This window comes from Agrobacterium sp. 22-214-1 (genome assembly GCF_053522465.1).
In genome coordinates this window covers 353,844-374,882 of sequence record NZ_JBNWCK010000003.1, presented here as the reverse complement: position 1 = coordinate 374,882, position 21,039 = coordinate 353,844, and the positions used below count along the sequence as shown (strand labels likewise).

The window sequence follows — 21,039 nt, the reverse complement described above, 5'->3', positions numbered from 1 at the left end:
GGACTGTCGCCAACGTCCGTTGCAAAACCCAGCCTTATGGCCAAGTTTTGCAACGGGCCTGAAGAAGGTTAAGACTTCTTCAGGCCTACGCCGACGCCCTTACAGGAAAATCGGGTATCAAATGCCTTCGTGTAATCTGTATCGGCCTTGAGAAGCTTCACCTTCACGAGTTCGTCGGCAAGCTGCTTGGTAGCGTTCGGCGGTCATGCAACCGATGCCCCTGTCCAGCGCATCACCGCTATCCACGATCCCGTATTGCTTCATCTTGTCGATGGCGTATCCAATCTGGCCGTCGGTCATCTCGGGGTTCGTTGTTTTGATCAGCGCGTTGGCGGCTGCGTTATCCCCGTAAAGGTAGTTGTACCAGCCCTCGATTGATGCATCGACAAATCGCTGTACGAGATCGGGGTTTGTGTCGATGAGGTTTTGCTGGACGGTAATCATGGTCGCATAGGGCTTGTAGCCGCTGTCAGCGAGTAGGAAAATCTTGGGCTCCACGCCGGTCTGCTTCTGGATTTCGTATGGTTCAGCGGTGATCAGACCTTGTTGAGCAGAGTTCTTATCGGCGAGAAACGGTGAGATATCGCCCCATGTAAGGTTCTTGGCTTCTGTAGGGCGTAGGCCGGAATTGGCCATCAGTTCGATATAGGCGTGCAGCCGAACGCGGTCAGCGCGAATTCCTTCGGTAACGGTCTTTTGGGTCCAGACACGCCCGTCCTTCGCCTTGATGACCTTGAGCTTCAAATGATGTTCGTTGATCCGCTCGGTACTTTTGGCGATGAGCTTCTCGTATTCCTCCGGCTTGAAGCCGGGACGACGATTGTCGGGCTTTTTCTTCGCTTCGACGGTTGGCAATTCCAAAGGCTTACAATAGCCCCATCGTGATGCCTGACGGAAAAGCTCGCGGATGATGACCATTTCGCCCTTCATGGTCGCCAAAGCAGCGACTTTGCGTGGTGCAGCGCGAGAGAAAACGCGACCATCTTCCCGCTCGCATCGGATTTTCTCGATCTTCGATCCCGGCCCCGTTGTCCAATAGGTCTTGCGCCATTCCAGATAGCGTTCGACGTCGGCGGTAGTGATGAGGTCGATTGCCTTGTCCCCGAAATAGCCGACAGGAAAACGCCGGATGATCGGGGGCCAGAAGGTCGGGTGATATTGGCTGCGTTCGTCGCGTTCCGCTTCCGCGCAGACCTTTTCGATAAACTCCTCGGCCACCCCGCAGAAGGGATGCTGGACCAGCGACAGGCCTTGCTTATGTCGGTACTTCTGCTCGTGATAAATCTCGTTTGCCCGCTGTAGGGCGGCATCGTAGTCGGCAATGCCGAGCGACTTCTTGATCTGCCTGCCGCCGAGCGAATAGCGCATGGACCAGTTTCGGGTGCCTTCACGCTGAAAAAGCGTAAAGGGGGCGTTTGGTGATTCGGAGGTGCGCTGCAACATAACCTGGGCTCCAACGGAGTTACTATGGTCGGAACGCTGCGCTGAAACTGCGCTAGCTCCGAGACCGAGCCCGGAAACGCTACATTGAAATCATTGAGAAATTCCGAAGGATATGCGCTACTGAGCTAGGACTGAGCTAGCTTATTTCCGCTGCGCGTGAGAGCAAGTAAAGACTGAAATATCAATGAAATCAAGCAATAAGCTGGCGCACCCGACAGGATTCGAACCTGTGACCTTTGGAATCGGAATCCAACACTCTATCCAGCTGAGCTACGGGTGCAGCGGTCACGCTTGAATCGCGTGCAGCGGTTGGTTCATACCCCAGCTTTGTTTTCGCATCAATGTCTAAAAATCAGAGATTTGCGAAACGTTGCCGGTTTTTGGGCGGAGCCCGGCGTGGTGCCTGTTTTGGGGTGGTCATGGGCCCTTGTGCGGCGGCAGGGCGATGCGTCGTTTGACGTATTGTCTTTTTGCCGGAACAGGGTTTCCCTTATAAGTAGTATGTTATTGCCGGGTCGGAGCGCTGTTTTGCCGCTTTCACGAAGAGGCCCTCGGATGAGGGCAACGCCTTTCAAATACGGCGCGGGAGGCGATTTTATCCCCTCAAAATTGGCGGGTAAATAGTCATACTTTTTTTGTTCGCCGGGTGGCGATCCGGAGTCCGGGTTTGCTTTGCCGACGATTAACTGTCAAATTATTATACAATATTAGTATCATCTACATTTATTTGGGATACAGTTTCGTGACGTTGTCGGTTATGATTTCGACAAGGTAAAGGAACGAATCAGGCGGGGGATCGGATGGCTTTGCGATTGGCACACAGCAACGGGCCGCGGACGGAAAAGGCCGAAAGCGGCAGCGCGGAAGCGGCGCATATCACGGCTATCGACTATGGGTTGCTGACGACTGCGATCAGCTATCATTTGCGGCACTCGCAACTTGCCGTGGCAAACGGTTTTGCCGATGTGCTGGCGGAGCAGGGATTGCGGCCGGCCGATTTTTCCGTTCTCGTCATCGTCGGCGGCAATCCGGGTCTCAAGCAGAGCGATGTGGCCGAAGCGCTCGGCATACAGCGCGCCAATTTCGTCGCCATCGTCGACAGCATGGAAGAGAAGGGACTGCTCGTCCGCCGCAAATCGGAAGAGGACAGGCGCGTTCATTTCCTCGACATGACGGAGGAGGGCAGCAGCCTTCTCGACCGGCTTTCCAACACCTGGCGGGATCGTGAGGAAAAGCTGATCGACAGGATCGGCGGCAAGAAGGCCCGCGATCAGCTTCTGGCGCTGCTCGGACGCCTGCGCGACTGACCTTCGGCGAGAGCGGGGCAATCCAGGCGCAGGTCGCCGCAGGGTGCTGCCTGTGACGCAGTGTTCCGTCTTCCCATTGCTGCGGCATCGGCGACGGCCTTCCTGCGCTGGTCTTTCACGCCGGCCTGATCGGCAGCGGGGCTGAATTGCGTTGCAATTTTCCTGTGAAACCGCCAAGACGCATAAGCATCTTCACGCCTTTGGGTGTGGAACCGCAATCATGCGATCGACTGGAAAGGCCCGGGACGGGAACGCCATGCTGAATATCGATACGAGTCATCCGCTTTATCGTCCCCTGTGGGTCCGGTTGCTCATCGTCGGCTTTTGCGCCGCATGGGCCGTCATCGAATTCGTCAATCGCGAGTTTTTCTGGGGTACCATCGTTGCCGGCATCGGGGCCTATGCGGCCTATGAATTGCTGCTGAAGTTCAAACCCGCAAGCGATGCTCCCAAAAGCGGAAATGGCGCGGATGAGCCTGCCGCCGAAAGCGCGCCCACCGACAAGAACGATGCGGGCTGAAGCGCCTTCCGTTTTTCGTTTCATGTATTTTGCGAGATAAGGCCGTCCGGCGCTTTTACCGGAAATGCTCCCGCGCCCGCAGCATCCGGATCGCCTGGTCGATCAGGAGATTGGCCGCCGTCATGCGCAGCGTCGCATTGTGCCGGAACTGCGGTTTCACCCGGTCGGGATGATTGAGGCGGGCAAAGGCGCGGCGCTTTTCCGCAAGCGTTGCGGCCGTGTCGGTGTCGTGGATCGCCAGTTCCGCCGAAACATCGGCAAGCGACGTCTTTTCGAGATGGGCCGGCATCGGTTCCGGTTCGGGCTCCCGCTCCGGTTCCGGCGGTGGCGCGGGGTCGGCCAGGAAGGCGAGATAGGCATCGAGATTGCCGTTCGCGGGCGGCGGCGTTTCAATATGTGTATCGATAACGAAGCCCGAGCTGAAACCGGCAATGCGGTGACCGGCGGGCGGTGGCGGCTCCGCGCCTTCCTCTTCCGTTTCTTTTTCGTGTTTCAGCCTGTCCACGACCGACTGGAAAACGGATTGTCCGAAGAGCATGCGGCTTTTCCCTCGCCGGTCTGACTATCCGGCCTTTATGGATCATGAAGGTGGTGTCTGGCTTGCCGCCGTCACAGGCCGGTCAGCTTGCGGCTTTCATCCAGAACCAGATCGTAGAGCAGGCGGGCGCTGGGCGGCAAAACGCGGCCCTTGGTGGTGATGATGCTGTAGGGCTTTACGACGAGTTCGAAATCCGTCGGCAATATCCGGGTTCGGCCGATATCGGCCTGCTGGCCGGCAACGAATTCGGCCATGTCCTGCGCGATTGGGGCGATGGCGTCCGTGTTGCAGACGAGTGCAAGGGTGAGCACCACGGACGGTGTGTTGATGACGTTGCGCGGCATGGCGACGCCATGGGTGAGGAAGACATCCTCCATGGTTCTGCGCAAAAGTGCGCCGGGCGGCTGGAAGACCCAGTCGTAACCGGAGAGATCCTGCAGGGTCACGGGCTCGCCGCGAAGCAGGGGGTGTCCCTCGCGCGCCACAAGGCAGGCGCGCTCTATGCCGATTTCATGGATGGAAAAGAGGCCGGGATCGAAATCGTCCGGTATCCGGCCGATGATGAAATCGTGCCGGGCCGCCAGCAGTTCGCGGGCCAGCACGTTGCTGCTTTCCACCTGCACGTTGATTTCGATGCCGGGATAGGTGTCCATGGCGCGCCTTATGGCGGGAACCACGAGGCTGATCGCAGGTGCTGTGACGGCGCCGATATAGACCGAGCCGCCGCTGCCGGATTTCATCTGGTTCAGCTCGCGGCTCGCCTCGCGCAGTTCCAGCAATATGGTGCGTGCCCGCCGCGCCAGCGCCTCGCCGAATTTCGTCAGCACCACGCCGCGCGAGGCCCGCTGACAAAGGGGTGATTTGACGATCGCCTCCATTTCCGAGAGCATGCGCGAGGCTGCGGGCTGCGTCATGTTCATGGCGGCGGCGGCTGCGCTGACCTGCCCGTGCTCCTCGATCATGACCAGCATGCGCAGGTGGCTCATCTTCAATCCGGCCCGCAGCAAAGGGTTGTCCTCAAAGACGAAAAGGGCATCCGTTGTTTGCGCCTGCTCATACACTTTTTGGTTGTTCATTCGTGGTTTATACCCCTCATCGGTTTTTGTATCGATTTAATATATCATAATTGATATATGGAAACTGATTTATTCTATTTGACAGTTATATGGATTCAGAACAATTTGCGGAATGCCGGGGAGGAGCGGCAGCTGTTCCATTTCGCAATTGCGAAATCGGAATGAGCGCAATGCGGCTTCTTCCTCTGACGGCATGAATTTCATGGTGCACCGCAGCATGCGGGCTCCAGAGAAGGGCTCAAGGGAGAGAGTTAATGAAGTCCATTATTTCGCTGATGGCGGCTTGTGCCATCGGTGCTGCTTCTTTCGCAGTGCCGGCTTTCGCACAGGACAAGGGTTCCGTTGGTATCGCCATGCCGACCAAGTCGTCCGCACGCTGGATCGACGACGGCAACAACATCGTAAAGCAGCTTCAGGAAGCCGGTTACACGACCGACCTGCAATATGCCGATGACGATATTCCGAACCAGCTTTCCCAGATCGAAAACATGGTCACCAAGGGCGTCAAGGTCCTCGTGATCGCATCGATCGACGGCACGACGCTGTCGGACGTGCTGAAGCAGGCCGGCGAGCAGGGCATCAAGGTCATCGCTTATGACCGCCTGATCCGCAACAGCGGCGATGTCAGCTACTACGCCACCTTCGACAACTTCCAGGTTGGCGTTCTGCAGGCGACTTCGATCGTCGACAAGCTCGGCTTGAAGGACGGCAAGGGCCCGTTCAACATCGAGCTCTTCGGCGGCTCCCCGGACGACAACAACGCCTTCTTCTTCTATGACGGCGCGATGTCGGTTCTCCAGCCTTACATCGACAGCGGCAAGCTCGTCGTGAAGTCCGGCCAGACCGGCATGGACAAGGTCGGTACGCTGCGTTGGGACCCGGCAACGGCCCAGGCCCGCATGGACAACCTGCTGTCCGCTTATTACACCGACGCCAAGGTTGACGCCGTTCTGTCGCCTTACGACGGTCTCTCCATCGGCATCATCTCCTCGCTGAAGGGCGTTGGTTATGGCACGAAGGACCAGCCGCTGCCGGTCGTTTCCGGTCAGGACGCTGAAGTTCCTTCCGTCAAGTCGATCATTGCCGGCGAACAGTATTCCACCATCTTCAAGGACACCCGCGAACTCGCCAAGGTGACCGTGAACATGGTCAACGCCGTTCTGCAGGGCAAGGAGCCTGAGGTAAACGACACCAAGACCTATGAAAATGGCGTCAAGGTCGTTCCGTCCTACCTGCTGAAGCCGGTTGCCGTGACCAAGGAGAACTACAAGCAGGTTCTCGTCGATGGCGGTTACTACAAGGAAGACCAGCTGAAATAAGCTCGACACACATGCGGGGATGGCTTGGCGTCATCCCCGTTTTTCCATAAAAATAAAAACGCCGGAATTAATCGGGCGCTGGATTGCGATATGGCCAATACCATTCTCGAAATGCGGAACATCACCAAGACGTTTCCGGGCGTGAAAGCGCTTGAGAACGTCAACCTCAAGGTTAAAGAGGGTGAGATCCACGCACTCGTCGGTGAGAACGGCGCGGGGAAGTCGACCTTGATGAAGGTCCTTTCCGGTGTTTACCCCGCCGGCACCTATGAGGGCGAAATCCACTATGAAGGCGCAGTGCGGAATTTTCGCGCCATCAACGACAGTGAAGATATTGGTATCATCATCATTCACCAGGAGCTGGCGCTCGTGCCGCTTCTGTCGATTGCGGAAAACATCTTCCTTGGCAACGAGGTCGCTTCGAGCGGCGTCATCAGCTGGCAGCAGACCTTCAACCGTACCCGCGAACTTTTAAAGAAGGTGGGCCTGAAGGAATCGCCGGAGACGCTGATCACCGATATCGGTGTGGGCAAGCAGCAGCTCGTCGAAATCGCCAAGGCGCTGTCGAAGAGCGTGAAGCTGCTCATCCTCGATGAGCCGACGGCTTCGCTTAACGAGAGCGATTCCGAGGCGCTCTTGAACCTGTTGATGGAATTCCGCAAGCAGGGCATGACTTCGATCATCATCACCCACAAGCTGAACGAAGTGCGCAAGGTGGCCGACCAGATCACCGTTTTGCGCGACGGCATGACGGTGAAGACGCTCGACTGTCATCAGGAAGAAATCAGCGAGGATGTCATCATCCGCAACATGGTGGGGCGCGATCTCGAGGATCGTTATCCGCCGCGCGACGTGCCGATCGGCGAGACCATTCTCGAAGTGAAGAACTGGAACGCCTATCACCAGCAGCACCGCGACCGCCAGGTTCTGCACGATATCAACGTTACCGTGCGCAAGGGCGAAGTCGTTGGCATTGCCGGTCTGATGGGCGCCGGGCGCACCGAATTTGCGATGAGCGTGTTCGGCAAGTCCTATGGCCACAAGATCAGCGGCGAAGTGCTGATCGACGGCAAGCCGGTGGATGTCAGCACCGTGCGCAAGGCCATCGATGCGGGTCTCGCCTATGTCACGGAAGACCGCAAGCATCTCGGTCTCGTGCTCAACGACAACATTCTGCACAATACCACGCTTGCCAATCTGGCCGGCGTGTCGAGTGCCAGCATCATCGACGACATCAAGGAAATGAAGGTGGCGAGCGATTTTCGCACGCGCCTGCGCATCCGCTCGTCGGGGATTTTTCAGGAAACGGTCAATCTTTCGGGCGGCAACCAGCAGAAGGTCGTGCTCTCCAAGTGGCTGTTCTCCAATCCCGACGTGCTGATCCTCGATGAACCGACCCGCGGTATCGATGTCGGCGCGAAATACGAAATCTACACCATCATCAACCAGCTCGCTGCCGACGGTAAAGGCGTTCTGATGATCTCATCGGAAATGCCCGAACTGCTCGGCAATTGCGACCGCATCTACGTCATGAACGAAGGCCGCATCGTCGCTGAATTGCCGAAGGGAGAGGCGAGCCAGGAAAGCATCATGCGCGCTATCATGCGCTCAGGGGAGAAGAACTCATGAGTTCGGCAAACACAACAAACGAAGAAAGTAACGTCATCTCGGTCGGGACCTATATTCGCTCCAATATCCGAGAATACGGCATGCTGATCGCGCTCGTCGCCATCATGGTTTTCTTCCAGTTCTACACCGGCGGCATCCTGTTCCGCCCTGTGAACCTCACCAACCTCATCCTGCAGAACTCGTTCATCGTCATCATGGCGCTGGGCATGCTGCTCGTCATCGTGGCCGGGCATATCGACCTTTCGGTCGGCTCCATCGTCGCCTTCGTCGGCGCGATAGCGGCCATATTGACCGTACAATGGGGCATGAACCCGTTCCTTGCGGCGCTGATTTGTCTCGTCATCGGCGGCATCATCGGTGCTGCACAGGGTTACTGGATCGCCTATCACCGCATTCCGTCGTTCATCGTGACGCTGGCGGGCATGCTGGTGTTCCGCGGCCTGACGCTCTTCGTGCTCGGCGGCAAGAACATCGGTCCGTTCCCGACCGATTTCCAGATCATCAGCACCGGCTTCCTGCCTGATATCGGCGGTATTGAAGGTCTCAACACCACCTCGATGATCCTCACGGTGCTGATTACGGTCGTGCTGTTCTATCTCGCATGGCGCCGTCGCGTCGTGAACGTGAAGCACGGTATCGATGTCGAGCCTTTCGGTTTCTTCATCGCCCAGAACCTTTTGATCTCGGCCGCGATCCTGTTCCTCGGCTACCAGCTTTCGACCTATCGCGGCCTGCCCAACGTGCTGATCGTGATGCTTGTTCTCGTTGCGCTCTACAGCTTCGTGACCCGCCGCACCACCATCGGCCGTCGCATCTACGCGATGGGCGGCAATGAAAAGGCGACCAAGCTTTCCGGTATCAATACCGAACGCCTGAGCTTCCTCACCTTCGTCAACATGGGCGTGCTGGCCGGTCTTGCCGGCATGATCATCGCGACACGCCTCAACTCGGCGACGCCGAAGGCGGGTGTGGGCTTCGAGCTCGACGTCATCGCGGCCTGCTTCATCGGTGGCGCTTCGGCATCCGGCGGCGTTGGCAAGATCACCGGCGCGGTCATCGGCGCCTTCATCATGGGCGTCATGAACAACGGCATGTCGATCGTCGGCCTCGGCATCGACTTCCAGCAGATGGTCAAGGGCCTCGTGCTGCTCGCCGCCGTGTTCTTCGACGTTTACAACAAGAACAAGGGCTGATTGCCCAACCCACATAGCAAGTCAAAAAAGTGGCCGGTTTCCGGCCACTTTCATAAGGTGCAGGCGTTATGCGCCGCTTAGAAGAGACAAGGCGCGTTGCGCCGGAGGAAGGAAATCCCGTGCTCATTTCACAGATTAAAGATGCCAGTGGCAACATCACCGTAGCGGTCCGCGAAGACGGCGGAGAGGCACGCGCGGTCAAGGGCGCAGAGTCCGTTTATGCGCTCGCCATGGAAGCCGCCAATAGCGGCAAGAGCCTCGCCGACGTCATCTCCGCCCGTGGTCTGGGCGATGCCGTCGATCTTGAAAAGGCCTATGCCGAAGGTCGTTTCCTGCCGCCGATCACCCATCCCGATCCGGCGCATCTGCATCTGACCGGCACGGGCCTTACCCATCTGGGTTCGGCCGCGACCCGCGACAGCATGCACAAGAAGACCACGGAAGCCGCCGAAGAAAGCCTGACGGACTCCATGAAGATGTTCCGCATGGGTCTCGAAAACGGCAAGCCCAAGGCCGGCGAAAAGGGCGTTCAGCCCGAATGGTTCTACAAGGGCAACGGCCATGTGGCGGCGGCACCGGGTGCGGCGCTCACCTCTCCCTCCTTCGCGCTGGATGGCGGTGAAGAGCCGGAAATGGCGGGCATCTACGTGATCTCCGACAAGGGCGAAGCGGTGCGCATCGGTTTTGCCGTTTCGAACGAGTTTTCCGATCACGTCACCGAGCGGATCAACTATCTCTATCTCGCCCATTCCAAGCTGCGCCCGGCAAGCTTCGGCCCGGAAATCCGCGTCGGCGCCCCGCCGTCCGATATTCGCGGCACCTCGCGCATCCGTCGCGGCGACAAGGTCATCTTCGAAAAGCCGTTCGTTTCCGGTGAGGACAACATGTCCCACACCTTCGCGAACCTCGAATATCACCACTTCAAATACGGCCTGTTCCGCGCGCCCGGCGACGTGCATGTGCACATGTTCGGCACCGCAACGCTTTCCTTCGCAGAAGGCATCAAGCCCGAAGCGGGCGACGTCTTCGAGATCGAAGCCGCCGGTTTCGGCCTGCCGCTGAAGAACCCGCTGGCCGTTGATGCGGAAGAAGAGATCACGGTTCGGCAGATCTGATCTGCGGACTGCACGTGAAAAATGGTCGGGGGTGGGTCATCCCTCCCTCGACGTCATCCTCGGGCTTTCCCGAGGATCTGCGACCAAATGATTTTACGCGACGTGGATAGATCCTCGGGACGAGCCCGAGGATGACGCCAGATGATAGCTCTTCATCCCGTTATCCCTTTGTGCGTCGGGCAACTTTCAGGCGCTTGCCTCACCCGAACCCCCACAGCTTGCCTTCCCCAACCTCCACCGAATTACCAGCCGGATCGCGGATATAGACGGAATAGCTGTCATTCGGCCAGCGGTGATAATGTTCGATTGGAATTGCGAGCGTTTCGAAGCGCGCCTTCCAGCCGTCCACCTCCGGCTTGTCCTTGGCGTAAAAGCAGAAATGACCTTGCCCCACCGCGCCGTGGCGGGGGATCGGATTGTCGGGGTCGGCCCGGCGGGATTGCTCGGGATCGAAAATCAGCAGCATCTGCTGCCCGCATCGGAAGAAGATGAATTGCCCCGGCAGCCTGCGTACCACTTCCAGCCCGAAAACATCCCGGTAAAAGGCTTCGGCGGCGTCGAGATCGTCGGTGTAGAGCGCGGTTTCCATAATGGCGGTTGGCGGTCGCATGCTTCCTCCCGGCGGTTCAGGGGTTTCCGGCGGCGGATCGCGGCGGAAACCTATTTGTCTGTTGTGTAGGTCAGCACCGTCAGGTCGTGTTTGCCGACGCCACGTTCCAGAACGGTCCAGCCGCAGTTGACATAATAGGCTTCGAGACCCCGCTGGCAGCAGAGATAGCTGGTCTCGTGGCCAAGTTCGGCCGCCCTCTGCGTTGCCGCCTGCATCAAGGCTCGCGCCACGCCCGAGCGCCGACGGTCTTCTTCCACCCACAGGGCTGCGACCCAGGGCAGATATTGCGGACGCTCTTCCAGGTCGCAATGGATGAGGAAGGCGGAGCCGACATAATCGCCGCCGTCATGGGCGACGAAGCCGGTGGGCAGCGCATGGGGGTTGGTCATGTCCTTCAGGTGCTCGGCGACGTCGCCCACCTGAAGGCCGCTATCCTGCCACCATGCCGTCCAGACCCGTTCGGCGATGACGGGGCCATGCGACTGGCAGTCGCGATAGTCGGAAATGCTGTACAAGGCCGTCTCCCGGTCGGCTTTCCTCCCGCAGGCTGAAGCCGGATCATGCTTTCAAATCGATGCGGGGATTAAACCGGCTGGGACGGGGTTTCGCAACCGCCAAGTTGTCGCGCCGGTTCAGGGTTTCGTTGCCGTCACATGCAGCCATGCGGTCGGGAGCTGGTCGTAACCGCTGCCCTGCCTTGCCTCGATCTCCACCGCCGCCCAGTCAAACTGTCCGTAAGCGTCTTCCAACCAGGGCTTCGAAGGGTAATTATAATAACGGCCGAACATGTCGCGGCCTTCCGCTTCTCCCGCCTTGAAGCTGGCATAAAAAACGCCGCCCTTCCTCAGCGTCGTGTGGATGCTGCCGATAATGCCTGGCAGGGCAGGGCGAGGCACATGCAGCAGGCAGGCATTGGCCCAGACGCCGTCATATCGCTCACTCTCATCGATATCTTCGAACAGCAATGTCCGGACGGGAATGCCGAGCCGGGCTTGCGCCGCTTTGGCGATTTCAGGCGTTCCGTCGGTGGGGTGGACATCGTAACCGGCGGCCAGCATGAATTCGCTGTCCTGCCCGCCGCCGCATCCCAGCTCGAGAATGCTTGCACCCTCTTGCAGCCGCGCCAGGAATGTTTCCAGATGCGGGCGATCCGCCGCCTGTCCGCGCGACGTGTAGGCTGCGGCGTTACCCGTATAAAAGCCGATTGTGTCGTCGTCCCTGCCGGCCATCGTCTCAGCTTTGCGACTGGCTCTGGCCCTGCGATTGCTGCACGGTGACCGACACATTCAGGGTCTCACCGGCTGGGCCGATGCGCATGCCCGATATCGGCGCGCAATCGCGGTAGCAGAGGCCCGATGCGATGCGCACATAGCGGTCGTCAGGGCAGATATTGTTGGCGGCGTCGAAACCCACCCAGCCCAGCCCCTGAAGATGCACTTCGGCCCAGGCATGGGTGGCCGTCTGTTCTTCCACCTCTTCCATCATCAGATAACCGGAAACGTAACGGGCCGGCAGGCCCATCAGCCGGGCGGCGGAAATCAGGATATGGGCGTGGTCCTGGCAGACGCCCTTGCCCGCTTCCAGCGCCGTTTCCGCCGTGGTTTCGATATCGGTTGCGCCGGGCACATACTCCACCTTGCGGTGAATATTTTCCATCAGGTCATGCAGGCGGGCCAGCTCGCTGTCGCCGGCGCTCACCTTCACCAGTTCGCGCACGAGCTTTCCCGGTTTGGTGCGCGGCGTCTCGCGCAGGAAAAGCCACAGCGGCGCATTGCCGATGTGGTAACCGAACACGCCCGCCTTGTCCTCGGTGTTCACGGTGCCGCTCGCCACCACCTTCACCCGCTGCTGCGGGCCTTCCGTTTCCACCAGCGCAACGCGGTTGCCGAAATGGTCGTCATAGGTAACTTCGACGGTGGCGCCATCGACCGAGACATCCCAGTTCTCCACCGTCTGGCCCGGGCCGGTCTGCGGCGTCAGGCGCAGTCGCTGCAACGCATAGGGCATCGGCTCGTCATAGACATATTCCGTCGTATGGGTGATTTTCAGACGCATAAGCTGTCCCCGTCCACGCGCTTATTGATAGAAGCGGTAGCCTTCCGTGATTTCCTGTCCCAGTTGCCCGTTGCGATGGACGAATCTTTCCAGAAACTCGTGCAGACCTTCGTCCATCACCCGGGCGATGGTCGTCGCGCGCAGGCTGTCGCGAATGCTCTCGGCCGTTTCATGCGCCTTGTGCCTCTCGCTGTAATCCTCGGCGATGTAATTGAGGTTGCTGGCGATCTTCTCGTAACAATAGGCAAGCGAACGCGGCATGCGGCCATTGAGGATGAGGAAGTCGGCAATATTGGCCGGCTTGTATTCCGCATCGTAGACCCAGCCATAGGAGCGGTGCGCCGAGACCGAGCGCAGGATGGACTCCCATTGCGCATTGTCGAGCGAGGAGCCGACATGCGCCACAGCCGGCAGCAGCACGTAATATTTGACGTCGAGAATGCGGGCGGTGTTGTCGGCCCGTTCGATGAAAGTGCCGATGCGGGAGAAATTATAGAGATCGTTGCGCAGCATCGAACCGTGGAAGGCGCCGCGCACCAGGCCGGCGCGATGTTTGATGACATCGATGGTCTGCGGCAGTTCGGCATGGTTGAGCTTGCGACCGAGAATGTTCTTCAGCTCGATCCAGAATTCGTTGGTGGCTTCCCATGTCTCGCGCGTCAGCGCCGTGCGCACCATGCGGGCATTGTTGCGGCCCGCCTCGATGCAGGACATGACGCTGGAAGGGTTCGCCTTGTCCCGCAGGAGGTAATCGATGGCATTGGCCGCCGTTACCTTCTCGCGCGTTTCGAGAAAGGCTTCATGAACGCCCGCACTCTGCAACACGCCGTCCCAGTCTTCATCGCCGCTACCCGAGCGCGTCAGTGAAACGCGCAGACCCGCATCGATCAACCGGGCGATGTTTTCAGCGCGCTCGATGTACCGGAACATCCAGTAGAGCCCGTTTGCCGTTCTGCCCAGCATGGCTTAATCCTCCAGTACCCAGGTATCCTTGGTGCCGCCGCCCTGGCTGGAATTGACCACCAGCGAGCCCTGCTTGAGGGCAACGCGGGTCAGTCCGCCGGGAATGATCTTCACCTTGTCCGAGACGAGCACATAGGGACGCAGATCGACATGGCGCGGCGCGATGCCGTTCTTCACCATGATCGGCACGGTGGAAAGCGAAAGCGTCGGCTGCGCAATATAGTTGGAGGGGCGGGCTTTCAGCTTGTCCGCAAACAGCGCCCGTTCCTTTTTCGTCGCCGTGGGGCCGACCAGCATGCCGTAACCGCCCGAACCGTGAACTTCCTTGACGACGAGATCGGCGAGGTTGTCCAGCACGTATTTCAGGCTGTCCGGCTCCGAACAGCGCCAGGTCGGCACGTTTTCCAGAAGCGGCTTGCGGCCGGTATAGAACTCGACGATTTCGGGCATATAGGAATAGATCGCCTTGTCGTCGGAAATGCCGGTGCCGGGGGCATTGGCGATGGTGATGTTGCCGGCGCGGTAGACATCCATGATGCCCGGAACGCCGAGCGCCGAATCCGGCCGGAAGGTCAGCGGATCGAGGAAGTCGTCATCGACGCGGCGGTAAAGCACGTCGATGGCCTCATAACCGCGGGTGGTGCGCATCTTGACCTTGCCGTCCATGACGCGCAAGTCGGAACCTTCCACCAGCTCCACGCCCATCATGTCGGCGAGGAAGGAATGTTCGTAATAGGCGGAATTGTAGATGCCGGGCGTCAGCACCGCGACGCGCGGCTTGCCGGAACAGCCGGGCGGTGCGAGCGAGGCGAGCGACTGGCGCAGCAAATAGGGGTAATCCTCCACCCGCCGCACCCGGTTCTCATGGAAGAGCTCCGGGAACATCTGCATCATCGTCTCGCGGTTTTCCAGCATGTAGCTGACACCGGAGGGCGTGCGGGCATTGTCTTCCAGAACGTAGAACTGGTCTTCGCCGGTGCGGACGATATCCGTACCGACAATATGGGTGTAAACGCCGCCGGGCGGGGTGAAACCGATCATTTCCGGCAGGAAGGCTTCGTTTTTCTCGATGATTTCGCGGGGAATGCGGCCGGCGCGGATGATTTCCTGCTTGTGGTAGATATCGTCGAGGAAAGCATTGAGGGCGAGGACGCGTTGTTCGATGCCCTGGGCCAGTTTGCGCCACTCGCGTCCGGAGATGATGCGTGGGATGATATCGAAGGGGATCAGTTTTTCTGAACTGTCGGCATGGCCATAGACTGCGAAAGTAATACCGGTTTTTCGAAAGATGTTTTCCGCGTCTTTTGATTTCTGGATCAGGTGCGCCCTGTCCTGTCGGCTGTACCACTCGTTATAGTTTTCATATGGGCTTCGCGGCGTGTCGTCCGCATTTATCATTTCGTCAAATGCCAACTTCGATGTCCCCTTTTTTGCCATATGAATACAACGCCAAATGCAATGCAAGAACTATGCAGGCCTCCCCGAGAAGATTTTTCACCGCCCTAGAGTTTTAAAAAAGAAGCGTTTTTTCGGTTTCAGCCTATAAATGCGGCATTGGCAAATTGGTTGCGCGGGGATGAGGCGCGTATTGGGGTGGCGGTGCTGTGTGCGCCGTGGGCGAATGCATAAATTTTAATCGGTCGCTTTCGGTTGATGAATATCGGGCGTCGCATCAGAAAATCTGAAAGATGCGATCACGAAAACGCCTTTGACCTTTCGTCGGGATGCGGATACCGCCTTGCTGAATACCCGGTTCGATCCTTCGCCGGTTTGCGTGAAGCCGCAGAAATATCAATTCGCCGCCTTTCCCGCACCGTGTCCGGTTACGGGCATCGTGCGGCACAGGGGATGTTCCCATGTCGCTCGACCGTCTGGCTCCGGCCATCTTCGTCTTTCTCTGGTCGACCGGCTGGGTCACCGCCAAATATGCGGTCTATTATACCGGACCGCTGACCTTTCTCTGTTTGCGCTATCTGCTGGCGGGGGCGTTGCTGTGGGCGATCTGCCGCTTTTCCTCCATCCAGTGGCCTCAGCGGCGTGCCGATCTCTTCCGGGCGATCCTGTCCGGCGTCTTCCTGCACGGTCTTTATCTCGGCATGATCTGGTGGGCGATAGGGCAGGGCGTGCCGGCGGCGATCGGCGGCATCATCGCCGGTCTGCAGCCGCTGATGACGGCGGTGGCCGCCCGTTACATGATCGGCGAAAGGATCTCGCCCTTGCAGCGCGCCGGCCTGCTCATCGGCTTTGCCGGCATCGCCATTGCCGTGCTGCCGAAGGTCATGGCCACCGGTGCTGTCGGCCTGTCGGTGCCGCTTTACGCCGTGGCGGTGAATGTGCTGGGCATGACTTCGGTTACCTATGGCACGCTCTACCAGAAGAAATACGTCCATGGCGGAAACATCATGGCGGTGGCCACGCTGCAATATGTCGGTGCGCTGCTGGTCACCGTGCCCTTCGCGCTTCTGCTGGAGGATGGGCATGTGGACTGGAGCCTCGGCCTTGCCGCCACGCTCGCCTGGTCGGTGGGTGCGATCTCCATCGGCGCCGTGGCGTTGCTTCTTTATCTGATCCGGCGCGGGCAGGTCTCGCGGGCCGCCTCGCTGATCTATCTCGTCCCGCCGCTTGCGGCGGTGGAAGCAGCACTGCTTTTCGGCGAAACGCTGACACCGGCCATGATTGCCGGCACCGTTCTGGCGGTGACGGGGGTTTATCTCGCCAATCGCCGCTCCACCGCTCCGGTTGTCGCACGTTAATTAATACAACCTCATATTAGGGTTTTATTAACCATAAAATTATACCTCTCGTTAATCCAAAGATTTGGCGGGGGTTACATGTCTATTTCACGTCGTGGTGTTCTGTTCGGATTGCCGCTGTTTCTGGCCGGCTGCGCGAATACCGGCATCGGCCAGCAGAGGCTGAATTATGCGGCAAAGCCGGAGGAGAAATTCCCGCTTCCCGCCATGCATCTCGACAAGGTCAAGCCGGAACTCCGTCGGCAGGAAGTCACCTACGATACCAGGCATCCGGCCGGAACGGTTGTGGTGGATACGCCGGCGCGGCGGCTTTATTACGTTATGGGCGATGGTCGCGCCATGCGTTACGGCGTCGGTGTCGGCCGGCAGGGTCTTGCGTTGAAGGGCGATGCCTATATCGGCCGCAAGGCGGAATGGCCGTCCTGGACGCCGACCGCGAACATGATGCGCCGCGATCCGCGCAATCTGAAATTTGCCGGCGGCATGGCGGGCGGCCCGAACAATCCGCTCGGCGCGCGTGCCCTTTATCTTTATCGCGGCGGTAACGACACCATGTTCCGTCTGCACGGCACCAACCAGCCGCAATCCATCGGCCATGCCATGTCGAGCGGTTGCATCCGCATGCTGAACCACGACATCATCGATCTTTACAGCCGCGTGCCGGTCGGTTCGAAGGTCGTCGTCTTGCAGGCGTGAGGAAGAGGCGGATTTTTCCGCCTTTGCCACGCCAGAAAATGCCTGTATCCTTGAGTTGATTTTTTCGGCAGACGGTCAATTTTATGCTTGAAAATCAACCATGTGTAGAATGCCTCCCTTTCTGTATTTAAGGGAGTTCTGCTATATCGGAAACGTGATTTCCGGTGTTCGAGACGTGTATCCATAAAGGCGTAAATGCACTGTATCGAGCGCGGCACCACTTCAACGGGGACACATGAACATGGCAACTTTCGACTCTCTTTCCCGCTATCGCCCGCAGGCACTCGGGGCGCTGCGCATCATGACGGCGCTGCTTTTCATTTCGCATGGAACGCAGAAGCTGTTCGGTTTTCCGGCATCGCAGATGGATGGCTCCCTGCCGACGATGCTGCTGGTGGCGGCGCTTCTGGAACTCGTCGGCGGCATTCTCGTGCTGATCGGCCTGTTCACACGACCCGTCGCCTTCATCCTGTCCGGCCAGATGGCGGTGGCCTATTTCATGGCGCATGCGCCGAGCAATTTCTTCCCGGCCCTGAACGGTGGCGACGCCGCCATCCTGTTCTGCTTCATCTTCCTCTATCTGTTCGTTGCCGGTCCGGGCGCCTTCTCGGTGGATGAGCGCCGGGCCTGATTGCCCGAGCCGTCATCGATCTCTTTTGCCGAAGCTCCGCATGGTCACGCCGTGCGGAGCTTTTTTTTGAGAAGGATTAAAGCTTCGGCCGTGGCCGAAGCATAGATGCTTGTTTTCGGATTAAGAACGGGCCATCCTGAACGCAGTTGGAAAATCGATCCGTGACCTCCCAGAACCCCATCGCCCGCGAATTGCTGCTTCTCGCCCTGTTGTCCACCCTGTGGGCGGCGTCATATACCTTCATCAAGATCGGGGTGGAGACGATACCGCCGATCACCTTCATCGCCTCGAGAACCCTGATCGCCGGTCTGCTGCTCTTTGCGGTGATCCGGCTGCGCGGGCTGCGCCTGCCCACGGATGTGGCGACATGGCGGCTGTTCTTCATTCAGGCCTGCATCAACAGCGTTCTGCCCTTCACGCTGATCGCCTGGGCGGAACAGAGCATCGATGCCGGTCTTGCCGTCATTCTCAATGCAACGACGCCGATCTTCACCTTTCTTCTCACCGCACTCGTTATCCGGCACGAGCCGGTCAGCGGGCGCAAGCTGTTCGGCACCATTGCCGGCATGACGGGTGTGTGCCTCATCATCGGCGTCGAAGCGCTGAGCGGCGCGGGCGAGGCGATATGGAGCCAGCTCGCCGTGCTGACGGCGGCTTTTTCCTATGCCTGCGCGGCCATTTTCAGTAAAAATTTCAAAGGGCTCGATCCGATCATGCCGGCCGCCGGCTCGCTTATCTGCGGCGCTGTTTTCCTGTTGCCCGTGAGCCTGATCGTAGACCGGCCCTGGACGCTGTCGCCTTCGGCGGCGTCACTGACGGCGCTCCTGTGCCTTAGCGTCTTTTCGACCGCGCTCGCCTTCATGATCTATTTCCGGCTGATGCAGACGCTGGGCTCCGTCGGCACCACGTCGCAGGCCTATCTCAGGGTGCCGGTCGGCGTCGCCATCGGCATGGCGTTTCTGGGGGAAATGCCGACACCTGCCATGTGGGTGGGCCTCGTCTGCGTCATTGCCGGTGTGCTGGCCATGACCCTGCCGTCACGGCGTCGTCCGGTCGCGCAGGGTAGTTGAAGGGAAAGAAAAGCCCCGCTGGCCGGATGTGGCTGCAGGGCTTGATTGGCGAGTGCTAGCCACTTGTTTCTTCTCCCCGCCGGGGAGAAGGTCGCGGCAGCGGGATGAGGGGGCAAGGGTGGTGAGATACGGCAACGTTGCCCCCTCATCCGACCCTTCGGGCCACCTTCTCCCCGGCGGGGAGAAGAAACGCCCGGCAATGCCGGGCGTCCTTAATCCACTCAGAGCAACTTAGCGGTTGCGGCCGCGATGGCCGTTGCCGGAAGCGCGCTTTTCCTGGCCGTTGCCGCCTGCAGGGGCGTGGCGGTTGGCGCCGCTGCCGCCGGGCTTGCGGGCCGGGCGACGGTGCTTGCGCGGGCCGGCCGGGCGGCCTGCGTCGCCTTCAGCCTGCTTGACGCGCTTGAAGTCGGAGGTGACTTCCAGATCGTTGTCCGCGTCGCGCGGAGCATGGTGGCGCGACGGGCGGGATTCGCCGTTGTGACGTCCGCCTTCGCGGGGGCCACGCTGATGGCCGCCATTGTTGTTGCGGCCGCCGCGGTTGTTGTTTGGGCGCGTCGGGCTCGCAAGACCGGCCGGGCGTTCGCCGGAGGCGACCGGAATATCGATCTTCATCAGCTTTTCGATGTCGTGCAGCAGGCGGGTTTCGTCCGGTGCACAGAAGGCGATGGCGATGCCGTCGCGGCCGGCACGGGCGGTACGGCCGATGCGGTGAACATAGGCGTCGGGCACTTCCGGCAGATCATAGTTGAAGACGTGGGTGACGGCCGGAATGTCGATGCCGCGGGCTGCGACGTCGGTTGCCACCAGCACCTTGATCTCGCCATCCTTGAAGCCCTTCAGGGCCCGCTCGCGCTGGCCCTGGCTCTTGTTGCCGTGGATGGAGGCGACCTTGAAGCCGATATGTTCGAGATGCTTGTAGAGCTTCTCCGCACCATGCTTGGTGCGCAGGAACACGATGGCGCGGCCATCCGGGTTTTCGTTGAGCGACTTCTTCAGAAGCTCGGTCTTGTCGTTCTTGCCGGCGACGAAGTGAACATATTGCTCCACCTTGTCGGCTGCCTTGCCGGGCGGGGTCACTTCCACCTTGAGCGGATCGGTCAGGTAGCTGTGGGCCAGATCGGCGATCGCCTTCGGCATTGTGGCCGAGAAGAGCAGCGTCTGGCGCTTGGCCGGCACCATCTTCGAAATCTTGCGCAGATCGTGGATGAAGCCGAGATCGAGCATCTGGTCCGCTTCATCGAGCACCAGATAGGTGACCTTGGAGAGCGAGATGGCGTTGCGGGCGATGAGGTCCAGCAGGCGGCCGGGGGTCGCCACCAGAATGTCCGTGCCCTTTTCGAGCTGGAGCTGCTGCTTGTTGATCGACGCGCCGCCAACCACCTGGTTGATGCGCAGCGGCGTCTTCTTCACGAAGGAGCGCAGGTTTTCGCCGATCTGGTTCACCAGCTCGCGCGTGGGGGCGAGGATGAGCGTGCGGCAGGTGCGGTTTGCCGGGCGGTCCGCCTGCTTCATCAGCATTTCGATGATGGGCAGGCCGAAAGCGGCGGTCTTGCCGGTGCCGGTCTGTGCGAGGCCGATCAGGTCACGGCCTTCGAGCAGCAGCGGAATGGCCTTTGCCTGAATAGGAGTAGGGGTCGTATAGCCAAGCTGGGTAACGCTGGCCACGATCTTTTCGGAGAGGCCGAGTTCGCTAAAACTGGTCAATATAATGCCTTTCGGGGCGCCAAAAACCAATCGTCCGGAACAGGGCTGCTGTCCGGCGGTTTCGGCGTCAAGAACCCCGCGTGAATTGGGAACTTGTGGGTTGGAATAACTTTCTGCGCATCAGTGCGGCACATGCCGTCTTCTGTATTCTTTGCGCTTTTCCTTCATGCGGGCCAGATTCCTTATTTTAAGGACGTCTTTCCGGTCATACGCTGCAGCTCACGCGGCTGCCGAAGGTGAAAGCTTGAGGGCCATGTGGGCGTTTTGTGCGTCAAAGTCAAGCGATAGTTTTGTAACGCCGCCGCCGGAGGGTGCATGGCAGCCATGCGTACCGGTAGCCGGCGATTGCCTGGACGGCGCGGGTGCCAGCGAAGAATTATGGTTAAAAAAGGGTAACGACACCGTCGGATACATAGC

At 59.4% G+C, this 21,039-nt stretch carries 19 protein-coding genes, 1 tRNA gene and 1 pseudogene; 10 read left to right on the top strand and 11 right to left on the bottom strand.

Going from position 1 to position 21,039, the window contains the following annotated elements; genetic code table 11:
* Positions 1-68 precede the first annotated feature (68 nt).
* A pseudogene (locus tag ACQZ5G_RS14755) lies at positions 69-648 on the bottom strand (ABC transporter substrate-binding protein); the annotation flags it as partial.
* A 998-nt stretch (positions 649-1,646) separates the two neighbouring features.
* Positions 1,647-1,723 (bottom strand) — tRNA-Arg (locus tag ACQZ5G_RS14750).
* A gap of 520 nt (positions 1,724-2,243) precedes the next feature.
* On the opposite strand from ACQZ5G_RS14750, the gene ACQZ5G_RS14745 reads away from it, so the two are divergent.
* Entirely contained in the window at positions 2,244-2,750 is a 507-nt protein-coding gene (locus ACQZ5G_RS14745; RefSeq protein WP_003520548.1) for a MarR family winged helix-turn-helix transcriptional regulator, read from the top strand.
* Between the two features lie 256 nt (positions 2,751-3,006).
* A complete protein-coding gene (locus ACQZ5G_RS14740; RefSeq protein ID WP_020808914.1) occupies positions 3,007-3,270 on the top strand; it encodes a hypothetical protein in 264 nt (87 codons plus the stop codon).
* 55 nt (positions 3,271-3,325) lie between these two features.
* Here ACQZ5G_RS14740 and ACQZ5G_RS14735 read toward each other — a convergent pair whose 3' ends face one another.
* Together ACQZ5G_RS14735 and ACQZ5G_RS14730 are read right to left on the bottom strand one after the other, a co-directional pair.
* On the bottom strand, positions 3,326-3,808 hold the full coding sequence (locus tag ACQZ5G_RS14735; RefSeq protein WP_059754323.1) for a hypothetical protein: 483 nt from the start codon (positions 3,806-3,808) through the stop codon (positions 3,326-3,328).
* Positions 3,809-3,879: 71 nt separating this feature from the next.
* Positions 3,880-4,884 carry a LysR family transcriptional regulator gene (locus tag ACQZ5G_RS14730; RefSeq protein WP_448736489.1) on the bottom strand — a complete coding sequence of 335 codons (1,005 nt, stop codon included), beginning with the start codon at positions 4,882-4,884 and terminating at the stop codon, positions 3,880-3,882.
* A gap of 254 nt (positions 4,885-5,138) precedes the next feature.
* Between ACQZ5G_RS14730 and chvE the strand changes: the two genes are divergently transcribed.
* From chvE to araD1, 4 genes are all read left to right on the top strand, one after another.
* Positions 5,139-6,203 carry a sugar ABC transporter substrate-binding protein ChvE gene (gene chvE / locus ACQZ5G_RS14725; RefSeq protein WP_003520542.1) on the top strand — a complete coding sequence of 355 codons (1,065 nt, stop codon included), beginning with the start codon at positions 5,139-5,141 and terminating at the stop codon, positions 6,201-6,203.
* 90 nt (positions 6,204-6,293) lie between these two features.
* Positions 6,294-7,832 carry a sugar ABC transporter ATP-binding protein GguA gene (gguA, locus tag ACQZ5G_RS14720; protein WP_003520541.1) on the top strand — a complete coding sequence of 513 codons (1,539 nt, stop codon included), beginning with the start codon at positions 6,294-6,296 and terminating at the stop codon, positions 7,830-7,832.
* The gene (gene gguB, locus ACQZ5G_RS14715) at positions 7,829-9,025 is read left to right on the top strand and encodes a sugar ABC transporter permease GguB (RefSeq protein ID WP_448736490.1); all 1,197 of its coding nucleotides are present in this window, start codon (positions 7,829-7,831) and stop codon (positions 9,023-9,025) included. The genes gguA and gguB overlap by 4 nt, the downstream gene beginning before the upstream one ends.
* Positions 9,026-9,144: 119 nt before the next feature.
* Positions 9,145-10,140 (top strand): 2-keto-3-deoxy-L-arabinonate dehydratase AraD1, encoded by a 996-nt coding sequence (gene araD1 / locus ACQZ5G_RS14710; RefSeq protein WP_448736491.1) that lies wholly within the window; start codon positions 9,145-9,147, stop codon positions 10,138-10,140.
* A gap of 199 nt (positions 10,141-10,339) precedes the next feature.
* On the opposite strand, the gene ACQZ5G_RS14705 is transcribed toward araD1, so the two are convergent.
* The 6 genes from ACQZ5G_RS14705 to ACQZ5G_RS14680 form a co-directional block, all read right to left on the bottom strand.
* Positions 10,340-10,750, bottom strand: coding sequence for a VOC family protein (locus ACQZ5G_RS14705; RefSeq protein WP_448736492.1), 411 nt, complete (start codon positions 10,748-10,750; stop codon positions 10,340-10,342).
* Positions 10,751-10,800: 50 nt separating this feature from the next.
* Positions 10,801-11,265, bottom strand: coding sequence for a GNAT family N-acetyltransferase (locus ACQZ5G_RS14700; RefSeq protein ID WP_003520536.1), 465 nt, complete (start codon positions 11,263-11,265; stop codon positions 10,801-10,803).
* 117 nt (positions 11,266-11,382) lie between these two features.
* Complete coding sequence (locus tag ACQZ5G_RS14695) at positions 11,383-11,979, bottom strand: class I SAM-dependent methyltransferase (RefSeq protein ID WP_003520535.1); 597 nt, start codon at positions 11,977-11,979, stop codon at positions 11,383-11,385.
* A 4-nt stretch (positions 11,980-11,983) separates the two neighbouring features.
* The gene (locus ACQZ5G_RS14690) at positions 11,984-12,805 is read right to left on the bottom strand and encodes a transglutaminase family protein (protein ID WP_003520534.1); all 822 of its coding nucleotides are present in this window, start codon (positions 12,803-12,805) and stop codon (positions 11,984-11,986) included.
* A gap of 21 nt (positions 12,806-12,826) precedes the next feature.
* The gene (locus ACQZ5G_RS14685) at positions 12,827-13,768 is read right to left on the bottom strand and encodes an alpha-E domain-containing protein (RefSeq protein ID WP_003520533.1); all 942 of its coding nucleotides are present in this window, start codon (positions 13,766-13,768) and stop codon (positions 12,827-12,829) included.
* Positions 13,769-13,771: 3 nt separating this feature from the next.
* Positions 13,772-15,181, bottom strand: a complete 1,410-nt coding sequence (locus ACQZ5G_RS14680) for a circularly permuted type 2 ATP-grasp protein (protein ID WP_003520532.1) — start codon at positions 15,179-15,181, stop codon at positions 13,772-13,774.
* Between the two features lie 443 nt (positions 15,182-15,624).
* Here ACQZ5G_RS14680 and ACQZ5G_RS14675 point away from each other — a divergent pair, with 443 nt between their 5' ends.
* The 4 genes from ACQZ5G_RS14675 to ACQZ5G_RS14660 all read left to right on the top strand — a co-directional run bounded on the left by ACQZ5G_RS14675 (position 15,625) and on the right by ACQZ5G_RS14660 (position 18,918).
* Positions 15,625-16,521: a DMT family transporter gene (locus ACQZ5G_RS14675; protein WP_003520531.1), complete on the top strand. Its 897-nt coding sequence runs from the start codon at positions 15,625-15,627 to the stop codon at positions 16,519-16,521.
* Positions 16,522-16,599: 78 nt separating this feature from the next.
* Entirely contained in the window at positions 16,600-17,217 is a 618-nt protein-coding gene (locus ACQZ5G_RS14670; RefSeq protein WP_003520529.1) for a L,D-transpeptidase, read from the top strand.
* Between the two features lie 241 nt (positions 17,218-17,458).
* Positions 17,459-17,848 (top strand): DoxX family protein, encoded by a 390-nt coding sequence (locus ACQZ5G_RS14665; protein WP_003520528.1) that lies wholly within the window; start codon positions 17,459-17,461, stop codon positions 17,846-17,848.
* 161 nt (positions 17,849-18,009) lie between these two features.
* Positions 18,010-18,918, top strand: a complete 909-nt coding sequence (locus ACQZ5G_RS14660; protein ID WP_003520527.1) for a DMT family transporter — start codon at positions 18,010-18,012, stop codon at positions 18,916-18,918.
* Between the two features lie 231 nt (positions 18,919-19,149).
* On the opposite strand, the gene ACQZ5G_RS14655 is transcribed toward ACQZ5G_RS14660, so the two are convergent.
* Positions 19,150-20,622 (bottom strand): DEAD/DEAH box helicase, encoded by a 1,473-nt coding sequence (locus ACQZ5G_RS14655; RefSeq protein WP_035261393.1) that lies wholly within the window; start codon positions 20,620-20,622, stop codon positions 19,150-19,152.
* Positions 20,623-21,039: the final 417 nt, after the last annotated feature.